Genomic DNA, 19,922 nt, shown 5'->3' with positions numbered 1-19,922 from the left:
CAGGTTTGGGAGGCTTAGCTATTCGTTGTTACGCGCAAACAGATAAGCCTCCTCATCTAAAGAAGCTAAAAAAGAAAAAATAAGGTCGCGTAATGAACATCATATTTTATTTAAGTTTAAATTCGTAACATTGAGGTTATTATTAACACATAACATTGTAGGAATACAATAAGGTATTTTAATTTATGCTTGAAATGGATTGGCTACGAATTACGTGATCTGATATATTCAAAGCACTTTATTAAAAAAAACATAACTAGGTTAAGGTTTTATCGTGGGCAATCGCCGTCCTCCTTCACGTTTCGGTGCGAATTCATTGAGCGTGAAATTATCAATTTTGATTTCAGCTGTCTGTGTTATTGCAGGGGTTTTTGCTGCTGCACTGATGCTTAAGTCGGAAGAAAAACACCTAGTAGAGGCGGAATTTAAGCAATTATACAGCATCAGCGAACAAGCCATTCAACAGTTTTCTCAATATCTCGAGCTGAAAAGAAACTTAGCACAACAAACTAATGTGGTGGTATCAAAGCGATTGTTACCCATTGTCGATGGCAGCGTCACTAGCGCTAGCGAACTGTCATTAACTTCGGCCTCTGGTCGTACCCACAGCGTAGCACTTAATGGGATGTCCGCAGCTTACATGCTGAAAGAGGAGCTATCCGCGACAGATAAAGTATTGTTTAAGAGTTCTGAAGCCCTGTGGAATATTCTGTCACCCATATTACTACAAGACTTTTTTAACTTTTATTTATATACCACTGAAGATTTCGTTCGTATTGCACCTCCTAATTCAGTGCTGTTAGACGACGAACAGAGCCGCCATGCAAATATACATGCTCAGCCTCTATTGCGTGAAGAGCTAAACCCAACCAGAGAAGCAATTTGGTCTGATGTTCACCACGACCCTGTTTGGAATAAGTGGGTTGTGAGTATATTAGTACCTCTTTACGAAGGGGATACTTATCGTGGGTTTACTGGCAGTGATATTGAGCTGGAAACTTTACTCGCAAGGTTGCCCAAACCCAATGCAGAACAAAGCTACATTATTTTTGACAAGCAAGGGCGGGTGTTGTCTGCACCTAGTTTGCTCAAAGCAACGTCAAGGTCAGAACTCCTGAGTAAAGATGCGCTACCTAAATCAATTCAACAGGTAATAGATACAGCGATTAAAGTTAATTTACCCAGTTTTCAAGATGAATTTGTCTACGCTGAAACAAGCCACATTGCAAACGTAATGCATTTGGGTGCGTTAGATTGGTATGTTGGGATCTACAAGCGCAGAGACACAGCATTACATGCTTTAGAAGAGCTTAAAGTAAAGTTTTTTGGCCTGTTCATACTCTATGCAGCGTTTGTTGCCATGCTACTTCATCAAGTGCTCCACCACTTAATACTGAAGCGTATTAACCAACTTGTGAAAGTGCTTATTAGTTTCGGCCGAGGTCAGTGGGACCATCCAAAGTTGTCAGACAGTGACGATGAAATAGGGCTGTTGAATGCGTCATTCAATGATATGAGTGATGATATAAAAAAATTAGTAAATGGCCTCAACCAACGCATCAATGAAAAGGAAATTGCCGAAAAAGCCGCTAATCGCTTGTCTAAAGCAGTGGCTTTCTCAGGCACAGGTGTCGTTATTACCAATGAAAGGTTCAAGGTTGAGTACGTCAACCCCAAGATGGTAGAGATGACTGGGTTTTCGGAGTCTCATTTTCTAGATTCGCCACTGCTTAGTATCATTTCTAACGAAATGGCAATCTTAATAGATGATATAGATTTTGACCTTAGAAGCCGGAATTATTGGCGTGGTGACACCTTGCTGCAAAGTAGTAGCAACGAGCAAATTTGGGTTAGCTTGAGTATTTCTCCAATACGAGAGAATGGGGGCCGTATCTCAAGTTACGTCGCCTCGGCACAAGATATTTCATTTGTAAAAGAAAGCCAAAGAAAAATGGAAGAGTTGGCTTATTTCGATACGTTAACTGGTTTGGCTAATCGAACCTTTTTCCGAATGCAGTTACGTAAGTCAATGGCGTTGGCATCTCGCGGTCATTATGCATTTGCCTTGTTTTATTTTGACCTTGATGAGTTTAAACGTATTAATGATACGCTGGGCCACGACGCTGGCGACCGATTACTAGTTGAAGTTGCAGACCGGTTGAAACAAAGACTGAGAGCTGAAGATACAATAGCGCGATTGGGTGGAGATGAATTTGCTGTACTTTTGAGTGGTATCAGTAAGCGTGATAATGCGATGGATGTAGCACACACGATTCAAAAAACGCTCAGCGAACCAATCTCATTAGGAAATAATGAGGTGATTGTCAGTGCCAGTATTGGTATTACGCTTGCGCCATTTGATAGTCAGGAAGAAGAGCAGCTGTTAAAGCATGCTGATTTGGCGATGTATGAAGCGAAAGCCAAAGGTCGTAATACGTTCCATTTTTACTCTCAAGAGTTAAATGCAGCTGCTAACGAGCGACTTCATATAGAAAATGAACTGCGACAAGCAATAAAAAGCCAGCAATTTTCACTGCAATATCAACCTCAGATTGATAGCAAAACAAATAAAATTGTCGGCTATGAGGCTTTGATTAGGTGGTTTCATCCGACAGAAGGGCCTATATCGCCAACAAAGTTTATTCCAATTGCTGAGGCAACTGGACTAATAGTGGAAATTGGCACTTGGGTTTTACAAGAAGCGTGTCGCTTCTCGGCTTTACTGAAGTCTAAAGGCTATACAGCGGACATTTCAATTAACTTATCGGCGCGACAGTTTAAGGATACTCACCTTATCGAAACTATCTCGGAAACGTTAAGTGAAGTTGGGCTTCCACCGGCTTTCTTACACTTGGAGTTAACCGAGAGTATGCTTATGGGTGATGTTGAGGCGGCCATAGAACAATTAAAAGAAATGAAAAAGCTGGGTGTTTCATTGTCAATAGATGATTTTGGCACAGGCTACTCATCACTGAGCTATCTTAAGCGATTCCCTGTTGATGTGCTTAAAGTAGACCGCTCGTTTGTTAAAGATATACCTGAAGATACAAATGATATGGAAATTACTGCAGCGATTATAGCAATGGCTCAAAAGCTTAGTATGAAAGTGATTGCTGAGGGTGTAGAAACTGCGGAGCAAGTAGCATTTTTACAGAGAAATAATTGCCATATTGTGCAAGGTTATTATTACAGTGCGCCATTGACAGAACAAGACGTGTTCGGTCAATCACAAGATATCATGAAAGCTGCAGGGAATTAGCCCCCTGCAATTTTTACTTTAAACCCTTGAGCGATCAGCAAACCTTTCAGCTTTTCGCGATCATCACCTTGAATCTCGATAACGCCTTCTTTGACGGCGCCACCTTGTCCCATTTTACTTTTAAGTAATTTGGCTAGTTTTTTCAAGTCGTGTTCATCAGGGTTTATCCCGACGACTAGCATTACTCCTTTTCCTTTTCTGCCTTTTGTTTGACGTTCGATTCGAATATGCCCGTCTTTGAAAAGTTTTACTTCGGGTCGTTGCGACTCGTCATCAGCTTTGATCCTGCCAAACTCGGTAGAAAAGACCAAACGAGAATCTGACATTGTTTACTCCAAACTTATTTTATTAGTTCGATAGTAGCAAAAAGTGATTTACCAAGTTATATTTTTTTGGCGAATTTGCTTAATACGATTATATTTAAAACAGAAAGATGGATAACAATACTAAACTTTGAGTAGGAGCTTGCAATGAGCCTGAGCAAAAATGCTTCAGCTGATGGAAAGACTTTAACGATTCAAATTAAAGGAAAATTCGACTTTAATCTAGTGCAATCATTTCGCCAAGCCTATGCAGAGGTTAATGACGAAACAGAAAAAGTGGTTGTTGACTTAAGGGACACTGACTATATGGACAGCTCTGCGTTAGGCATGTTACTCAACATGAAGAAAACCCTCGGTGACTCTGTTGGGAGTATTCAAATTAGCAACTGCAGACCTCAGTTGAAAAAGATTTTGCAGATCTCAAGATTCGACAAAAAGTTTGAAATAGACTGATTGCATTAGATCACAAAATGCTAATTTTAGTCGTTGATGACCAGCCCTTAAATTGCCGGCTGTTGACAACCATGTTGGAACACCAACACTATGACGTGTTGGTTGCAAACAATGGATTGGAAGCACTGGAATTAATAAAGCAATATGAAGTTGATATCGTGTTGCTAGATGTCATGATGCCCGTCATGAATGGTTTTGAAACAGCGCCTAAGATCAAAGAGCACGCTGGAGACGTGTATCTTCCTATTATCTTTATTACAGCTCTTGAAGATCACGCAAGCTTTGAGAAGTGTTTGCGAGTTGGCGGTGACGACTTTATTCACAAGCCATTCGATAGAGTGATTTTGTCTGCCAAAATACGCGCTCATGCGCGAACAAGAAAACTCAGTAAAGAAGCTAATGAGCAGAAAAAACAGCTTCAATACCATTATAACCAGACCGAAAGAGAGCATGAGATTGTAGAGCATATATTTCGTAATGCGCTTTCGGGGCAGCAAAAATTTGAATCGATTTGTGATTTCCATCTATCACCAGCTTCGATGTTTAACGGTGACATGTTTTTAATGGCAAAAAGTCCCATTGGCGGCTTTTATTGTTTATTGGGAGATTTTACGGGCCACGGCTTAGCGGCCGCTGTGGGTGCTCTACCAGCTTCCAGAATTTTTTACACCATGGTGCAAAAAGGTATGGCTGTAGGGGACATAGCGACAGAATTAAACAGTTCGTTATATACTTTGCTTCCCGGTCATATGTTTTGTGCAGCAGCGATAATTGAGATAAGCAGCTCAGGTAAAAATATTTCAGCATGGATAGGTGGGCTACCAGATATTTATTTGATCAACAGGCAAGGTGAAATACTCAAAACTATTGAGTCTCAGCATATGGCGTTGGGTATCCTAGATGAAGAAGAGTTTGAGAGGACCATTCTACACCTAGAAGTTGAAGCAGGTACGCGGCTGGTCATGGCGACGGATGGCATCATCGAGAGTGAAGGTCCAGATGGCAATATGTTTGGTGAATCTCGCCTAATTGATACCTTGGGAAGTAAACCTGAAATATCAACCCATGAAGTCATAGATTACGTGAGAAATTACTCTGAACATGCTGAGCAACAAGACGACCTTAGTATTGCGATTGTTAACTGCCTGCCGGCAGTGCAAGAAAGCAAAACGAAATCGAATTACTCATCTATCCCATTTGATGTATCAGTGTCGCTTGATGCTGAGCAAATGAAGACCACAGATCCTGTCCTTGAAATTGTTAATGTATTAAGTAGTGTGGAAGGGGTGGATGCGCACCGGTCAAATATATTCTTACTCTTGTCAGAAGCTTATAATAACTCGCTTGATCATGGGGTATTGGGGTTGAGTTCTGACTTAAAGAACCAAGAAGATGGCTTTTTTGAGTACTATGCTCAAAGAGCAGATACACTTGCTAAACTATCCGATGCGTCAATCGAAATTTCTGCAGCTTATTGCCCTTGCGCTAGCAATATTACCTTCGAAATTTGTGATTCAGGATGTGGTTTTACACCCTCTTCAGCGCAAACTGATGGTTACTCCTCAAATGAACATGGCAGAGGGGTACAGCTACTTTCTGAAATAGCCGATAGCGTCACATATAATCAGATGGGAAATCAAGTTAAGCTTGTCTACGCACTTATTTGAAATACGTCACACCTTATGTAATTTTTACCCCCAAAGCCCTGTCTTATTACACTTGAATTAATAAAAAATTGCTCTGTTCTATGGCCACATAGTAATTTGCATGTTAGATTTGGTTTAGATACATAGATGTTTGGATGGCCAAATGATTTCAGCGTACTTAGATAAAACACAGACAACCCTCGATCCAGCGTTAGTTAAGAGTAAAATTACGATATTGACAGAGCACCTTTCCACGCAGCATGCCCAGCCGGTATGGTCATATAAAATTCCCGAATTGGGTGAAGGTGGTAGTTGTAGTCTATTTGGACACTTGCAAGAAGCCCCATTCCTACTTAACGACTACATTGATGATAGTGAAGAAAATGATGCGAGCTTATCTAAGCTGCAAGCCATCGTGGAGTTTGTTCACAATCAAACTGGCGTTGATTGGTTTGGTATTTATCAAGCAAGGCCTATTGAGGAAGAGCAACAATTGCTGAAATTAGCATATCAGGGGGCTCCTAGCAGGCCGTTATTCCCTATTAATGAACAATTTGCTGGCACCTCAAATAATATTCAAACGGTTATGTCAGCGCGCTCGAGAATTATCAATGATATCCCAGCCTATATCGCTCAAGGTGGTGAGTACTATACTTGCGATCCAAAAGTACAGTCTGAGGTATGTTTACCATTGCTTGATGAAAATTTTGAGTGTGTTGGGATCATTGATGCTGAAGCATTTAGTAAAGACTTTTTTACTGCTGACAATTTATCTGTACTTGTTGCTGCATGCATGAAAATAACGCATTACCTTCCACATTAACAAGGCTCGTCTTCTTGTTAATTTGTGTTAGTATTGGTGGCAACTTTAACCCCATGGCTCTTACGCAGTATCTAGCAATTTAAATACTAAATGCTGGGCAGGGATTACGAAGTAAAGCACGCTTTTATTCTGTCTGTCATTTTTGCGTACCAGTTTTAATAGGAAAAGAAATATACATGTTTTCAGAACTAAAACCACTTCCTACAGACCCTATTTTGGGCCTTATGGCAGCTTATAAGCAAGACAATAACCCTAATAAAATTGATTTGGGTGTAGGTGTATATAAAGATGAGCAAGGTGCTACACCTGTGCTTAAAGCTGTAAAAAAAGCAGAAGCATTTCGCCTAGAAAATGAAACAACAAAGTCTTACATCGGGTTGGCTGGAAACTTAGACTTTTGCTCGAAGATGGAACAACTTCTATTGGGTGATAGTCATACCTCACTATTGGCTAATCGTGTACGCACGGCGCAAACGCCAGGCGGCACAGGTTCATTACGTGTTGCTGCTGAGTTTATTAAACGTTGTAATAAAGACGCAACTGTTTGGGTAACCACACCAACTTGGGCGAACCATATCAGCCTGTTTGAAGCAGCGGGGTTGAATGTTAAAGAATACCCATATTACGACTATGAAAATAAAGGTCTTCTGTTTGACGAAATGATCGACACGCTAAAGCAAGTGCCTAAAGGAGACGTTGTTTTAGTGCATGCGTGCTGTCACAACCCAAGTGGTATGGACTTAAATGCTGAACAATGGCAAATTTTTGCAGATCTTGCAAAAGAAGTTGGTTTCACGCCACTAGTAGATATTGCATACCAGGGTTTTGGTAGCAGCTTAGATGAAGATGCAAAAGGTCTTCGCTTACTAGCTCAGACGGTTGAAGAGATGATTATCTGTTCTTCATGTTCTAAGAACTTTGGCCTATACAGAGAACGTATTGGCGCATGTTCTATTATCTCTAAAGAAAGCGCGACAGCGGATATCTCAAACTCTGTATTACTAAGCGTAGTGCGCAGTATCTATTCAATGCCTCCAGCACACGGTGCAGACATTGTGAACACGATCCTTTCAAGTGACGAGTTAACACAGCTTTGGCATGAAGAATTGGCTGAGATGCGTAACCGTATCAATGGGCTGCGTAGTCTTGTTAAAGATAGCCTGGCACAGAGAAATACAGGCCATGACTTTTCATTTATTGAGCGTCAGCATGGTATGTTCTCGTTCCTAGGTATTAACAAAGAGCAGATCGATCGCTTACGTGAAGAGTATTCAATCTACATTGTTGGATCAAGCCGTGTAAATGTTGCGGGCATCAGTCAAAGCAACATAGATTACTTTTCAGATGCTGTTGCAGCAGTGCTTAAGTAATCAGCTTCACTGCATTATAAAATTAAAATGCCCAACATTAGTTGGGCATTTTGCGTTTTGTGGGACGAGTCAGTAATTAATGGCACTATACGAAATCAAGCCTGTTTAATTACTGTAACCTTATCGTCGTTGGTTTCTTCAGATTTTTTTGCTGGCTTTTTTGCTTCTTTCTCAGTAGCGGGCTTGCTGCCTTTTAATACTGAAATAAAGTCGTCTTTATATTTTGCCATCTCGAGCGCCAGTGATTCCACTTGTTGCTCGCTCAGTGGCACATCGACTTTTTCTAACATGCCTTCCAAAGCTTCTGCGACATCCAGCATTTTATCGTAGGCGTCAGCCTCTTTTTTGCTAGTAAAAGTCATTCGTTCTACTCCATTTCTTTCAACCACATATTTTACAACAACAGCCATGATCACCTCCATAAAACACTGTTTTTTTATACAGTAAACCTAAATGGGTTTTAATGCAACTTAAAGTCGCTTTATTAGACGCTCAAGATGAAAAAAATACAATGAAAATATTCCTATTCAGTTTACAAACTATGAGGTAAAACTCTATGTTTATTAATGCCAATAAGGCATACAAATTTAAATAGTTTCAATAGGAGGGACTTCATGCTATTTAAAAACTTATGGACCGCAGTGTTACTCATTTGGGCACTTATCTTGTGTAGTGTCACACAGGCCGAAACCCAAAATGTTATGGAAGAAAGTAATGCGGTCATAGTTAACATCAACACAGCTACAGTTGAGCAGTTGGTCACCTTGCCAGGTATAGGGTTGTTAAAAGCTCGCGCGATTGTTGCCGATAGAGAAGAGGTAGGGGAGTTTAACGACTTTGAAGCATTAACAAGGGTGAAAGGGATAGGGAAAGGTATTGTCGACAAGCTTAAAGAGCGAGTCGTGTTTCAGTGACGTGATGGAGTACAGGGCCTATGCTGGGCCCTGCTCAAACTCTTTTAGTGCATTGTCTAAGTATTTAAATGCAAATTGAATTTCCACCGGGACTGTAAACAAAGGATAAGCTAGGCCAGCAATAAGTAATACAGGTAGTAAATAAAAGCCTTCAAAGTAAGCTAGTGCCATAAAAAAAGGTGTCAACAGCAGCAGTTTGCAAACGGCTAAAAATACTTTTTCTTTGCCATTTAGCATGCTCAATGCAATCGCTTTAACTTTTTGTTTGTCTCTCAAACTAAGGGAAGACAACTCTGGCACTTGGCTTAATCTAAAAATCATATGTTTCTCAATGTTACTTCTTAAATACTATAATAGGCGCAAATATTATAAAGCCAATCGCGTAGGCTGCAAAAATAACTTCCATCCAACCAGGCATAGAAAGTCCAGCAAACGACCAATCTATACTTGAGCAGCTGCCAGTGACTGCGAAAAATGAGGGGATCCACTCATGTAATGGTACGGGAAAATTAGGCTCAAATGCGCATGTAAATGCAAAAGGATCGGTCGTGGTTTGCATGTCAAGATGTTCACGAGCAAGCAACCAGCCCCAAATGGCGGAAACACCCCAGCCTGCTGTTGCGATAAGTCGCACCAAATAGTTACCTTTACCACAAAGCCCGATGAGAGATGCGATTAACAGGCCTAAGACAGCGGTGCGCTGGTAGATACACATTACACATGGTTCTAAGCCCATGGCATATTGAAAGTACAATGCCACAACTTCGAAAATCAAGGCACTCATAAACAAGATTGCCCAAGCAGTGGTTGAGCGAGAAAAGTTCGCCAATTTATCCAACATACTACCTCCTTATTTTGCCGCTATTATGGCGATGTATACTACACATCGCAATGTCTTTGCGATGTCGGTGATGTTATTGCGTGAGGTATTTCCCCTTCGCAAATTTTTTTTGTGTTTTTAATGGGAACAACCAGAGAACCAAAGCTGATTACTGACGTTAACGCCACCCTATTAGATAACATGTCCCATTTACAAACTAAAATTTTGTATTTCTGACAGTTTAATTTCAAGTTTGTTTCGTAAATTTATTGGATTTTGGACGAAATAGATAAGCACATTAAAACGAGAACTCTTCAGGTATGCGTACGGCATCACATTGGTGCATTAGATTAAAGGTGAGTGCTGAGCTAGGTTAGTTGTTCTACAGAATAGCTGGAATGAACCTAAAATAGGGATTGCGCAGTATTTAATAGTCTCCTGTATTGTTGTTTGCCGCTATGTTGTTTGGTTTATTTCAAATAAGAGAGATCCATTTACGATTGTGATTGTTGATCAGAATGGTATTACTGCTCATCAATTTGCAGTTACGCTTGTTACTTTGCAGCCATCTGGTACAATCAGTGGATTAACGAGTTGCATTGTCGTGAATCGCCTGCTAGCAAAAGCAATGTGCTTCATGAATACAACGCCTTAAGTTGTAAATTTAAGTGGTGCTAAATGAGAATTTTTAAAGCCAAGAGCCCAGCAGGTTTTGCTGAGGAATACATAGTTGAATCGATTTGGAATGGTGAGTTTCCACCGGGTTCTATTTTGCCTGCTGAACGTGAGTTATCAGAATTGATCGGAGTAACTAGAACAACTTTAAGGGAAGTACTTCAGCGTTTGGCACGTGATGGCTGGTTGACTATTCAGCATGGCAAGCCAACCCGAGTAAATAACTTCTGGGAGACTTCAGGTCTTAACATCTTGGAAGCGTTAGCTCGCCTTGATGAAGACAAAGTGCCTGAGCTTACAGACCAATTATTATCAGCTAGAACTAACATTAGTGCGATTTATACACGTGCTGCAATTAAGCTAAATGGCGCAAAAGTTGCGGAGATTTTGTCTCAGTACGATGAGTTGCCAGATACAGCCGAAGCATTTGCTGATTACGATTATCAGGTACACCACCAACTGGCTATTGCTGGCGGCAACAAAATCTATGTTTTGATTTTAAATGGTTTTAGAGGTTTGTATTCAAAAATTGGTTGTCATTATTTCTCGGAGCCTAAAATCAGAAAAATTACGCGAGAGTTTTATCGTGATTTAACTGAGTTGGCGAAGCAAGGGGACCATGACAGAGCAATTTCTCTGATCCGTAAATACGGTCATCAGTCTGGCGAGTTATGGCAGCATATTCGAGCTGATATGCCAGACGGCATTATGGATTAACCATCGAATGAAAAAGCTCTAATTAGGAGCTTTTTTTGTATCCAAAATCCTATGTCATCGAATTTATAGATTGTACCTATCGGATAATTCGATTGTTATTTTGGGTAAGAGCTGAATAAACTTAGGCAAATTTTTTCAAGGGGTTGTTTTTCGCAAACAGCGCCTCAATAATTAGAATCAAATTACAAAACGATTTGTATATTGGAACTAAACCTAACTATTTGGAGAAAACAATGGGTGTATTAGTTGGCCGTCAGGCTCCTGACTTTACAGCAGCAGCAGTACTAGGTAATGGTGAAATCGTAGATGGCTACAATCTACATGAGCGTATTAAAGGTAAAAAAGCAGTTGTATTCTTTTACCCACTAGACTTCACTTTTGTTTGTCCTTCAGAGCTAATCGCTTTTGACAAGCGCTACGAAGAATTTCAAAAGCGTGGTGTTGAAGTAATCGGTGTTTCAATCGATTCTCAATTCTCACACAACGCATGGCGTAACACACCAGTGAACGAAGGCGGTATCGGTCCAGTTAAATATGACCTAGTAGCTGACGTTAAACACGAAATCTGTCAGGCATACGACGTTGAGCACCCAGAAGCAGGCGTTGCTTTCCGTGGTTCATTCCTAATCGACGGTGAAGGTAATGTACGTCACCAAGTAGTTAACGATCTTCCTCTAGGTCGTAACATCGATGAGATGCTTCGTATGGTTGACGCACTTGCGTTCCACGAAGAGCACGGTGAAGTTTGTCCTGCTGGTTGGACTGAAGGTAAATCAGGTATGGACGCAAGCCCTGAAGGTGTTGCTAAGTTCCTATCTGAAAACGAAGGCCAGCTATAAACCGCATTTGCCATCGTTTTAAAACCCGCTTTATGCGGGTTTTTTACTCTCAGTGCCACGCGTTTCATCATACTTGACCTACAAACCATTTTTGACTAATCACTTTAACTGTTTCGATAGAGAAATACGCCAGCAGCAGACTGACAACCGGCATTGCTAACAAGCTAATTAAGGTTACTTCGCTAAACATATTACTTTTCCTTTTTGACTTCATTAGAGTCATTTGGAGTTGCTTCTGCGTCTTCACTGATACGAACGAAGCTGTCCACCAGGGCCCTTTTAGTATTTATTTTTAATTCAACGATACTTGTTTGAATGTTTTCACTAACACGACTTTGGATTTCATCTAGTAAATCATTACTTACTGTATTTGCATTAGCAGTTACTGATACACCAGCTAAAAGGCTTACTGTCATTAATTTTGTGAATACGTTCATTGTCTTGCTTCCTTTGTTTGTTTAGTCGCAATAACTATTACAAAGGTTGTGCCAATTCAAAAAATAATTTTAAGTGATTGAATTTTAATGACTTTTATTTTTTGGGAAAGCTGGTTAAAAACGCTGTTAGTGAATTTAACCAGTGGGAATGGACTTTTTAACTATTATTTAGTTAATTTTGCTCAAGCATTTGATAGATAAGTTGTTTGACGATATTTGGCTCAAATGGCTTATCACACATCGCATTTACGCCCGATTGCGCGACATTTGCTAAGTGTGTTTCATTTGCTTCTGACGTGACCATAAGAACTGGTACATGGGCGTGTTCATCAGAGCGACGGATAGCCTCTGTAAGCTCCTGTCCATTGACTTCTGGCATATTGTAATCTGTGACGATGAGGTCAAACATACTTTCTTGCAAAACGGCGAGGGCTTGCGCGCCATTTTCAGCTTCAGATATGCGTGTGGCTCCGAGGTTTCGTAACACCCGTTGAATATGGTTGCGTGCAAGTGTCGAGTCGTCTACGACTAAGATCCTTAAATCTTGAATATCATATAAATCTAGCTCTAGCTCTTGAGGAGATAATAAATCTAATGTGGCGTTGATTGCTTTACCCAAATGCTCCTTAGTAAATGGCTTAGGAAGTATGGCGACCACTCCAGATTGTTTATATGCCTCAAGTTGCTGTCGGCGAGTTTCACTAGATACCAACATAAACGGTAATTGATGGTCGCTGTAGTGTGCGTGCACGTGATCCAGTAATGAAAGTGCATCACCATCTGGTAAGTAGAGTGTGCAAATAATTAGATCTGGAATATGTGAATTTAATGATTCAATGGCGGTAGTGACTGATTCTGCAAAATCAATCTGTTGCACGCCTTCTTCTTTGAGTTCATTTGCGATGATTTTACGTTGGGTCACCGAAGGCTCGACGAGTAATATCGTCAGATCTGTGCTGAGTAAGTCGTTCATGTTTAACCTGAGGATAAAAACAGAATAAATGGTAATGTCAGCTTATTCTCACTGTGGTATCAGAGCAAAAAGATACATATACAAGAGAGTGAGATTAGCTGTGTATGATTCAAAGCTAATATAGCGTATTTGTAAACAATAGGCTAGTTTCGTGTGATTTGGGAAGTGGGGAAGTTAACTGCTGTTAACTTCTAACTGCGAAACTCTAAATTTTGGGGGAGGTCAACTAGAATTAAGATTGCGCCTTTTCCTCCATATTCTAGCGGTGCTTGATGCATTGCTAAGATATCGGGGTGCTGAACTAGGTAATGTGGCACTTTATGTTTCAAAATTCGTTCACCGATACCATGTACTATACAGGCACAGCTGACATGTTGTTTTTTACAAGCGTGGATAAGTGCTGCGAGTTCATCTTTAGCGGTTTCTTTGTTCATGCCATGCATATCTAAAATGAGCTCTGGTGCGTAATCTCCGCGCCTCAGTTGTTTTGCGAGATATTTATCTGCGCCGGGCCTAACATAGTTAATGGTTCCATTTGTATCTATGTTTGGCACATACTCATCTGAGAAATAAAACTCAGCCTGATGTTGCTTCTTTTGTTCCGCGATTACCTCGCCTTTAAAGCGCGTTGCTTTACGCTCATGGACCACGGTATCTTGCTTAAGTTTTTGGGTGCCGGAAATTGCTTCTCGAAATAGGTCAAAGTCGTCAGAGGCCATAGTTACTTCAGGATAATCTCTAGTCATTCGTGCATTTTAAATAAAAAAAGCATAAAAACCTAGCTTAAAAACCGCTACAATGCCGCTATATACAAAGTGTGAGAATAATCATGAGTGAATTAGCAATAACTAACGAAATCGCTGAAGAGGCTTACCGAGACTTAGTAACCATGCAGGATTGGCTGCGTTGGACTACGAGTCAGTTTGTCGCCAATGGTCTGTTTTATGGTCATGGCACCGATAATCCTTGGGATGAAGCGGTAAATTTACTCCTACCTACCCTTAATTTACCTGTAGATGCCCCAAAAGATTTGATGCAATCTAGATTAACGGGAACAGAAAAAAAGCGCCTTGTAGAAGTTATTAAGCTGCGCATAGAGCAGCGTATTCCAGTACCTTATTTAACAAATCAAGCTTGGTTCGCAGGTATGCCATTTTATGTTGATGAGCGCGTGTTGGTGCCTCGTTCACCATTTGCTGAGCTTATCACCAAGCAATTTGAGCCTTGGGTACAAATGCCAAACGAAGTAACACGTATTCTAGATATGTGTACGGGATCTGCTTGTATTGCAATCGCGTTGGCAAAGTATTTTGAAAATGCACAAGTTGATGCTGTTGATATTTCTTTTGATGCACTGGCTGTTGCTGAAATGAATATTCACGATCATATGATGGATGAGCGTGTATTTGCCATCCAATCAGACGTCTTTAGCGGTGTGCTAGGTCAAAAGTACGATTTAATCGTGGCTAACCCTCCATATGTTGATGCGGAAGATATGGCTGATTTGCCTGATGAGTTTCACCATGAACCCGAGTTAGGCCTTGCCTCAGGGGATGATGGCCTTGACGTAACGCGTGTTTTATTAAGGGATGCTGCTGAGCACTTAACCGACAATGGCATTCTATTTGTCGAGGTGGGTAATTCTATGGTACATATGGATGCATTGTACCCAGGCGCGCCGTTTACTTGGCTTGAGTTTGAAAAGGGTGGTCTTGGTGTGTTTATGATAAGCAAAAAAGAGCTAGTTGCTTATTTTAACGATTAATTTGTGCTGTGCTTTGCTTGTGTGAGTTATCACCGTTGTTGGCTTGGTACGGCAGAATTAAGTAGGCTGCGAGATACCTATTTTAGTAAGTTGGGTACAAATGTGCCTAAATTGACTCTATGAGTCAAAACCGTAACGAGGAATGAGGAAAGTTAATGGCAGGTAATAGCATAGGCCAAATATTTCGGGTGACAACCTTTGGTGAAAGCCACGGCACGGCACTGGGTGGTGTTGTTGATGGTGTACCAGCGGGACTTGAAATAACAGAGGCCGATCTACAGGTAGATTTAGACAGGCGAAAACCTGGTCAGAGTCGTTATACAACCCAGCGCCGTGAAGGAGATGAGATAAAGATCTTATCTGGGGTGTTTGAGGGGAAGACAACAGGCACAAGTATTGGCCTTTTAATCGAAAATACAGATCAACGTTCTAAAGATTACAGCAAGATTATGGACGTATTTCGTCCCGGCCATGGTGACTATACGTATTGGCATAAGTATGGTCACAGAGATTACCGTGGTGGTGGTCGCTCTTCTGCGCGTGAAACAGCTATCCGCGTGGCGGCAGGCGGTATTGCGAAGAAGTATTTGAAGCAAGTACATGGTATTGAAATTCATGCTTGCTTATCGCAACTAGGTCCAATTAAAGCTGAGTCATTTGATTGGTCTGAAGTAGAAAACAATGCGTTTTTCTTTCCAGAACAGAGCAAATTAGAAGCGCTTGACGAATACATGCGCGATTTAAAAAAGCTAGGTGACTCGGTAGGCGCCAAGGTTAAGGTGGTTGCTACGAATGTCCCTGTTGGCTTAGGAGAGCCTGTATTTGATAGATTGGATGCAGAGATTGCGCATTCTCTTATGAGTATCAATGCGGTAAAAGGTGTTGAAATTGGCGACGGTTTTGATGTGGTGGAGCAGAAGGGTTCAGAACATCGAGATGAGCTGACTCCTGAGGGCTTTACGAGCAACCATGCCGGCGGCGTATTGGCAGGTATTTCTACCGGGCAAGATATTATCGCGTCAATCGCACTCAAGCCAACATCAAGCATTACGGTTCCTGGTCAAAGTATTAATACGTCAAATGAACCGGTTGAGATGATCACTAAAGGGCGACATGACCCTTGTGTTGGGATCCGAGCAATTCCAATTGCAGAGGCGATGATGGCGATTACATTGATGGACCACTTGTTACGCCAGCGAGGGCAAAATCCAAATGTAGATGTGCCCCATGGCCCAATCCCAGGACAAGTTAGCTAGTAAAAAAGGCTGTATTATGCCTGTCTATTATACACAAATCCTCGCTAAGAAATTAGCGGGGATTTTTTTGAACTAAACTTCCTTAGTGTGATCAGATCTTCAAACCATACACCGAAGAAGATAATCATTGACCAACATACCAAGTGGGCAGAGCAACAATTTGCAAAAAGTGAGTTAGGAGATCTATGAAGAACAGCACGTTTGGTAAAGTTAGCTTCGACACTCGCTAACGAATCTGGAAAATCTCTTGTGAACATCACACAATCCCCCGCTGATATGGAAGGCGCTTATCGCTTTATTCGTAACGAACACATAGCCGCAAGCGGCATTGCAGAATCTGGCTTTAAAGCGACCACAGAGCAAGCCCAAACACACAACTTGTTACTCGCATTAGAAGATACAACAACCCTTGTTTAACGCCATACATGAATCCGAGAAGACTTAGGACACATTAACCAGAGCAATACTAACAGAGGGTTATGCACACACAGTGTGTTGTTGTTCGCACCTAAAGCTAAGCAAGTAGTCGGCCTGATTGAGCAAGCTAGATGGAGTCGAGACATTACTACGCGCGGAAAGCGACACCAACATGCCAGTCCCCCCTAAAAGAGAAAGAAAGCTATAAATGGGAGTCCGAATCACAAGCAATGGCAAAACGGCTTCAAGCGCAAATATCTAAGGTTATCTCCGTATGTGAGCGTGAAGCTGACATTTATGAATACCTTCAATACAAGCTACATGAGCAGCAACGATTCATCATACGGTCGATGCAAAGTCGTCATATTGAAGAGGGAGAAGATAAACTCTATACATTTGCCAGCGAATTAAAAAGCGCAGGAGCGAAATGTATTGAAATAGCGCAAAAAGGAGGTTGGAAAGATACAAAACGCACAGGGCGAGCATCAGTTAAAGTGATATGGCAAGGATGGCTCAAATTACAAGCCATCCTTGAGGGCTACGATTTAGCAAAGTCTCTTGAGTCAGACTTGTGATCAAAAGACAGGCCTTAGGGTGCTTTTTTGAATAGCTGGTATCTAAATTCCTTAGTTACCTTGGTTCATTTGTGTCAGTTTGTCGCCAATTGGTTTTGAGAAGTTATAGCCGTCATACTTATCCCAATTAATCGACCAAGTCATCACACCACCAAATTTAGGATAGTTGAAGGCAGGCTTAATTGTGCCGCAACTCAGTCCTTTAGTCAGGCAATCCAGTGCTGCGATAATATTCGCTGTAGGTGCTTGCCCAGAGTTTGCCGACTTAGGCCCCGAAGGTAGACCGATAGCAACTTGGTCATCTCTAAGAGGTGCAAAGCGCGTTCCATTGGCTAGATCAAACCCTTCAATAAGCATTTTTGCATGGGCAACCATCATATTTATAGATCCTTCTGGCGCGCTACCTGGCTCATACGGATTAGGTAAGCCGCCATTGTTGTAAAGCTGTACGTGAAGTAAATCTAGCGTATCACGCAGTGCGTCTATAACAGGGATATAGGCACCCCAAATACCTGAGTAAGCTATCATGCCGCCATGAACATAAGGGTGTTCCGGTGCCATAGTCAGGACCATGTTCCCTCCCATATTTTGTTCAATTTGCTTGATTGCACGAGGCAAACGAGCTTGGATTTGCGAGCCATGGAGCAAGTTTGAACCACTTTCAAGGTCAATATCTAACCCATCAAACCCCCACTCTTGAATTATGTTTGTCAAGCTCGCTACAAAGTTTGTTTCATCAGCATCTGTATTTAGTGTAATCGTGCCTTCAGCGCCACCTAGACTCAGTACGAACACTTTTCCTTGCGCCTGTAGCGCTTTCATATCGGCTTTAAATTGCACAGGATCGATCGGTGGGCAGCTTGAGTGAATGTCTTTTTCAAATGGCTTGAAGTGCACCGTACCGTTTGAATTGCGGTCATTCTCAGCAAACGCAATATCGATAATGTCCCAAGCTGGAGAGATCTCTGCCAGTGGAATCGGACAGCCAGCTGGATTAACAAAGTTATGCCAGTACCCAATGAGTTTGTGTGTCTTGCCAATTGGCTTATCAATTACACTGATTGTTGATCCTGCACTGGTAGCTTGGTTACCCGTACTATCTTTGGCAACAGCTGTTAAGGTTTGCGAGCCAATCGTTGCTGCTGTGTATGACCAAGTGTAAGGCGCTGTGTTGTCTGTTCCAAGTAAAGTGCCATTTGAGTAAAAACTAACATTACTTATCGAGCCTGTAAGGGCCTGCGCATCTGCTGATAAATTGATTGTACTGCCTACGGTAAACTGTGTACCAGATAGTGGCTCAACTAAGTCAACAACGACAGGCTTATCCGTGACGTTTACAAAGATTTGCCCTGTTGTGACGTTTCCTTCATTGTCAGTTGCACTCGCTGATAATGTAACGGCACCAAGTGCTGTAGGTTGCCAATTTGTGGTACCACTACCGGTGTTGAAGCTGGCAAGTAGAGCCTGATCTGAAAATATATCAAGCTGAGAGATTGTACCGTCAGCATCAGTAGCTGTGACCGAAACGACTGTGCTTTGGCCTTGAAGCACTGTGCTATTGGCACTCGGCGCATTAAATGTTACCTCTGGTGCGATGGCACAGATCCCTAAGTCCGTCCAAGCATCTTGCCAATGTTGGCCATTTCCAGGCTCATATGCCCATTGGGCATTAGAACTACACCAGCCGCTGACATCACATTGATACTTGCGGTTGTTATGACTGATCAGCTCACCATTTTGATAAGTCGTACCAGCTTTATAAAATTTCAGGCCTGCGCATCCTCCTTGGCTTGGTGAAGCAACTTTAATCTGGGAGGTAACATCACTACTGGCTGCTTGGTTATCCGTAGCTGTGACTTTAACTTGTATTTGACCCGAGATATCACTCAACCAATTATAATCTATTGTGCCATCTGTAAATGCTGCGACTTGTGCATCATTGATAAAAACAGTTGCACCGGTGATAGTGCCATCCGCATCTGTGGCAGTGGCTTGGATCCTGACGGTATCGCCAAGTGTAAATTGACTGTTATTGGTAGGTGAGAGCAGATAAATCGTTGGTGGTGTGTTTACTGTACCGTCTTGTACATTAACTGTTACTGTACTCTGAGTACTGACAGCTCCTTGGTTGTCTGTCGCTATGGCGGCAATAACATGAAGGCCTGTTTGCGCTATCCAATTTGTTTGGTAGGGGGCTTGATTGTCATAGCCTACAGAGACGTCATCAACGAAAAATTCTACTTGTGCCACAGTGCCATCGGCATCGTTTGCATTTGCTGACAAGACAACGCTGTCATTTGAGCTAAAAATACTACCTTCTGTAGGGGTTAATAGGGTTACTACAGGATTTTGGTTACCACCACATGCACCAAGATGTTTCCAAACTCGATAGTCGCCAGAATTTTGCTGTGGATGTTCATTTTGACTATACCACCGTGCTTCGAAGGCATTGCTTTGATGCTGGATTTGGTCTCCTGCACGGTATACTTTAGATTGATGCCATACCGCGAGGTTGGTGCAATCGGCAGCAAATAAATGCATGCTCGACATGAGCATGGCACTACCACCCAGCAAATAACTCAATTTACTCTTTTTCATTGTTTTTCTCCTTACATGTTGTATGTTTTGTGAACAAAACGTTTCCAGCATAGAGCTATGTG

General features: G+C 41.7%; 19 protein-coding genes and 1 pseudogene. 11 read left to right on the top strand and 9 right to left on the bottom strand.

Annotation, left to right across the window (positions count from 1 at the left end):
- The first annotated feature begins 274 nt into the window (after nt 1-274).
- Entirely contained in the window at nt 275-3,259 is a 2,985-nt protein-coding gene (locus tag N482_RS09875; RefSeq protein WP_063376872.1) for an EAL domain-containing protein, read from the top strand.
- Here the strand turns inward: N482_RS09875 and N482_RS09870 are convergent.
- The gene (locus N482_RS09870; RefSeq protein WP_063376871.1) at nt 3,256-3,585 is read right to left on the bottom strand and encodes a translation initiation factor SUI1; all 330 of its coding nucleotides are present in this window, start codon (nt 3,583-3,585) and stop codon (nt 3,256-3,258) included. The two genes, N482_RS09875 and N482_RS09870, sit on opposite strands and share 4 nt — an antisense overlap.
- 144 nt (nt 3,586-3,729) lie before the next feature.
- Between N482_RS09870 and N482_RS09865 the strand changes: the two genes are divergently transcribed.
- From N482_RS09865 to N482_RS09850, 4 genes are all read left to right on the top strand, one after another.
- Complete coding sequence (locus tag N482_RS09865) at nt 3,730-4,035, top strand: STAS domain-containing protein (protein ID WP_039608683.1); 306 nt, start codon at nt 3,730-3,732, stop codon at nt 4,033-4,035.
- A 17-nt stretch (nt 4,036-4,052) separates the two neighbouring features.
- The gene (locus N482_RS09860; RefSeq protein ID WP_063376870.1) at nt 4,053-5,702 is read left to right on the top strand and encodes a SpoIIE family protein phosphatase; all 1,650 of its coding nucleotides are present in this window, start codon (nt 4,053-4,055) and stop codon (nt 5,700-5,702) included.
- A gap of 142 nt (nt 5,703-5,844) precedes the next feature.
- A complete protein-coding gene (locus N482_RS09855) occupies nt 5,845-6,504 on the top strand; it encodes a GAF domain-containing protein (RefSeq protein ID WP_063376869.1) in 660 nt (219 codons plus the stop codon).
- A 176-nt stretch (nt 6,505-6,680) separates the two neighbouring features.
- Nucleotides 6,681-7,874 carry an amino acid aminotransferase gene (locus N482_RS09850; protein WP_063376868.1) on the top strand — a complete coding sequence of 398 codons (1,194 nt, stop codon included), beginning with the start codon at nt 6,681-6,683 and terminating at the stop codon, nt 7,872-7,874.
- Nucleotides 7,875-7,969: 95 nt separating this feature from the next.
- Here the strand turns inward: N482_RS09850 and N482_RS09845 are convergent, their stop codons facing one another.
- Nucleotides 7,970-8,284 carry a YebG family protein gene (locus tag N482_RS09845; protein ID WP_063376867.1) on the bottom strand — a complete coding sequence of 105 codons (315 nt, stop codon included), beginning with the start codon at nt 8,282-8,284 and terminating at the stop codon, nt 7,970-7,972.
- Nucleotides 8,285-8,488: 204 nt separating this feature from the next.
- On the opposite strand from N482_RS09845, the gene N482_RS09840 reads away from it, so the two are divergent.
- Nucleotides 8,489-8,788, top strand: coding sequence for a ComEA family DNA-binding protein (locus N482_RS09840; RefSeq protein WP_063376866.1), 300 nt, complete (start codon nt 8,489-8,491; stop codon nt 8,786-8,788).
- Between the two features lie 18 nt (nt 8,789-8,806).
- On the opposite strand, the gene N482_RS09835 is transcribed toward N482_RS09840, so the two are convergent.
- Both N482_RS09835 and dsbB read right to left on the bottom strand, forming a co-directional pair.
- The gene (locus N482_RS09835; RefSeq protein ID WP_063376865.1) at nt 8,807-9,109 is read right to left on the bottom strand and encodes a hypothetical protein; all 303 of its coding nucleotides are present in this window, start codon (nt 9,107-9,109) and stop codon (nt 8,807-8,809) included.
- Between the two features lie 13 nt (nt 9,110-9,122).
- A complete protein-coding gene (gene dsbB, locus N482_RS09830; RefSeq protein WP_419555020.1) occupies nt 9,123-9,626 on the bottom strand; it encodes a disulfide bond formation protein DsbB in 504 nt (167 codons plus the stop codon).
- 660 nt (nt 9,627-10,286) lie between these two features.
- Between dsbB and fadR the strand changes: the two genes are divergently transcribed.
- Nucleotides 10,287-11,000: a fatty acid metabolism transcriptional regulator FadR gene (gene fadR, locus N482_RS09825; protein ID WP_063376863.1), complete on the top strand. Its 714-nt coding sequence runs from the start codon at nt 10,287-10,289 to the stop codon at nt 10,998-11,000.
- A gap of 233 nt (nt 11,001-11,233) precedes the next feature.
- A complete protein-coding gene (locus tag N482_RS09820) occupies nt 11,234-11,839 on the top strand; it encodes a peroxiredoxin C (protein WP_063376862.1) in 606 nt (201 codons plus the stop codon).
- Between the two features lie 67 nt (nt 11,840-11,906).
- On the opposite strand, the gene N482_RS25910 is transcribed toward N482_RS09820, so the two are convergent.
- The 4 genes from N482_RS25910 to smrB all read right to left on the bottom strand — a co-directional run bounded on the left by N482_RS25910 (nt 11,907) and on the right by smrB (nt 13,995).
- A complete protein-coding gene (locus N482_RS25910) occupies nt 11,907-12,029 on the bottom strand; it encodes a hypothetical protein (RefSeq protein WP_269202108.1) in 123 nt (40 codons plus the stop codon).
- Nucleotide 12,030: 1 nt separating this feature from the next.
- The gene (locus tag N482_RS09815) at nt 12,031-12,276 is read right to left on the bottom strand and encodes a hypothetical protein (RefSeq protein ID WP_063376861.1); all 246 of its coding nucleotides are present in this window, start codon (nt 12,274-12,276) and stop codon (nt 12,031-12,033) included.
- Between the two features lie 172 nt (nt 12,277-12,448).
- Nucleotides 12,449-13,249, bottom strand: a complete 801-nt coding sequence (locus N482_RS09810) for a response regulator (RefSeq protein ID WP_063376860.1) — start codon at nt 13,247-13,249, stop codon at nt 12,449-12,451.
- A 191-nt stretch (nt 13,250-13,440) separates the two neighbouring features.
- Nucleotides 13,441-13,995, bottom strand: coding sequence for an endonuclease SmrB (gene smrB / locus N482_RS09805; protein ID WP_063376859.1), 555 nt, complete (start codon nt 13,993-13,995; stop codon nt 13,441-13,443).
- Nucleotides 13,996-14,078: 83 nt separating this feature from the next.
- Here smrB and prmB point away from each other — a divergent pair, with 83 nt between their 5' ends.
- The 3 genes and pseudogenes from prmB to N482_RS09790 form a co-directional block, all read left to right on the top strand.
- Nucleotides 14,079-15,014 carry a 50S ribosomal protein L3 N(5)-glutamine methyltransferase gene (prmB, locus tag N482_RS09800; RefSeq protein WP_063376858.1) on the top strand — a complete coding sequence of 312 codons (936 nt, stop codon included), beginning with the start codon at nt 14,079-14,081 and terminating at the stop codon, nt 15,012-15,014.
- Nucleotides 15,015-15,169: 155 nt separating this feature from the next.
- Nucleotides 15,170-16,270, top strand: a complete 1,101-nt coding sequence (gene aroC, locus N482_RS09795; protein WP_063376857.1) for a chorismate synthase — start codon at nt 15,170-15,172, stop codon at nt 16,268-16,270.
- 126 nt (nt 16,271-16,396) lie between these two features.
- Nucleotides 16,397-17,148: pseudogene (locus N482_RS09790) on the top strand (IS4 family transposase); the annotation flags it as partial.
- Between the two features lie 165 nt (nt 17,149-17,313).
- On the opposite strand, the gene N482_RS09785 reads toward N482_RS09790, so the two are convergent.
- On the bottom strand, nt 17,314-19,860 hold the full coding sequence (locus tag N482_RS09785; protein WP_063376856.1) for an Ig-like domain-containing protein: 2,547 nt from the start codon (nt 19,858-19,860) through the stop codon (nt 17,314-17,316).
- Nucleotides 19,861-19,922 lie beyond the last annotated feature (62 nt).

The sequence above is a fragment of the Pseudoalteromonas luteoviolacea NCIMB 1942 genome (genome assembly GCF_001625595.1).
GTDB classification, from domain to species: Bacteria; Pseudomonadota; Gammaproteobacteria; order Enterobacterales; family Alteromonadaceae; genus Pseudoalteromonas; species Pseudoalteromonas luteoviolacea_A.
The sequence above is the reverse complement of the archived record's forward strand: the minus strand, read 5'-3'. Positions and strand labels throughout refer to the sequence as shown.

Coding starts and splice junctions, on each gene's coding strand:
- N482_RS09865 (WP_039608683.1), top strand. CDS start 3,730: ATGAGCCTGAGCAAAAATGCTTCAGCTGATGGAAAGACTTTAACGATT.
- smrB (WP_063376859.1), bottom strand. CDS start 13,995: ATGACTAGAGATTATCCTGAAGTAACTATGGCCTCTGACGACTTTGAC.
- N482_RS25910 (WP_269202108.1), bottom strand. CDS start 12,029: ATGTTTAGCGAAGTAACCTTAATTAGCTTGTTAGCAATGCCGGTTGTC.
- N482_RS09815 (WP_063376861.1), bottom strand. CDS start 12,276: ATGAACGTATTCACAAAATTAATGACAGTAAGCCTTTTAGCTGGTGTA.
- N482_RS09860 (WP_063376870.1), top strand. CDS start 4,053: ATGCTAATTTTAGTCGTTGATGACCAGCCCTTAAATTGCCGGCTGTTG.
- N482_RS09835 (WP_063376865.1), bottom strand. CDS start 9,109: ATGATTTTTAGATTAAGCCAAGTGCCAGAGTTGTCTTCCCTTAGTTTG.
- N482_RS09850 (WP_063376868.1), top strand. CDS start 6,681: ATGTTTTCAGAACTAAAACCACTTCCTACAGACCCTATTTTGGGCCTT.
- fadR (WP_063376863.1), top strand. CDS start 10,287: ATGAGAATTTTTAAAGCCAAGAGCCCAGCAGGTTTTGCTGAGGAATAC.
- prmB (WP_063376858.1), top strand. CDS start 14,079: ATGAGTGAATTAGCAATAACTAACGAAATCGCTGAAGAGGCTTACCGA.
- N482_RS09810 (WP_063376860.1), bottom strand. CDS start 13,249: ATGAACGACTTACTCAGCACAGATCTGACGATATTACTCGTCGAGCCT.
- N482_RS09785 (WP_063376856.1), bottom strand. CDS start 19,860: ATGAAAAAGAGTAAATTGAGTTATTTGCTGGGTGGTAGTGCCATGCTC.
- N482_RS09820 (WP_063376862.1), top strand. CDS start 11,234: ATGGGTGTATTAGTTGGCCGTCAGGCTCCTGACTTTACAGCAGCAGCA.
- N482_RS09845 (WP_063376867.1), bottom strand. CDS start 8,284: ATGGCTGTTGTTGTAAAATATGTGGTTGAAAGAAATGGAGTAGAACGA.
- N482_RS09870 (WP_063376871.1), bottom strand. CDS start 3,585: ATGTCAGATTCTCGTTTGGTCTTTTCTACCGAGTTTGGCAGGATCAAA.
- aroC (WP_063376857.1), top strand. CDS start 15,170: ATGGCAGGTAATAGCATAGGCCAAATATTTCGGGTGACAACCTTTGGT.
- N482_RS09840 (WP_063376866.1), top strand. CDS start 8,489: ATGCTATTTAAAAACTTATGGACCGCAGTGTTACTCATTTGGGCACTT.
- N482_RS09855 (WP_063376869.1), top strand. CDS start 5,845: ATGATTTCAGCGTACTTAGATAAAACACAGACAACCCTCGATCCAGCG.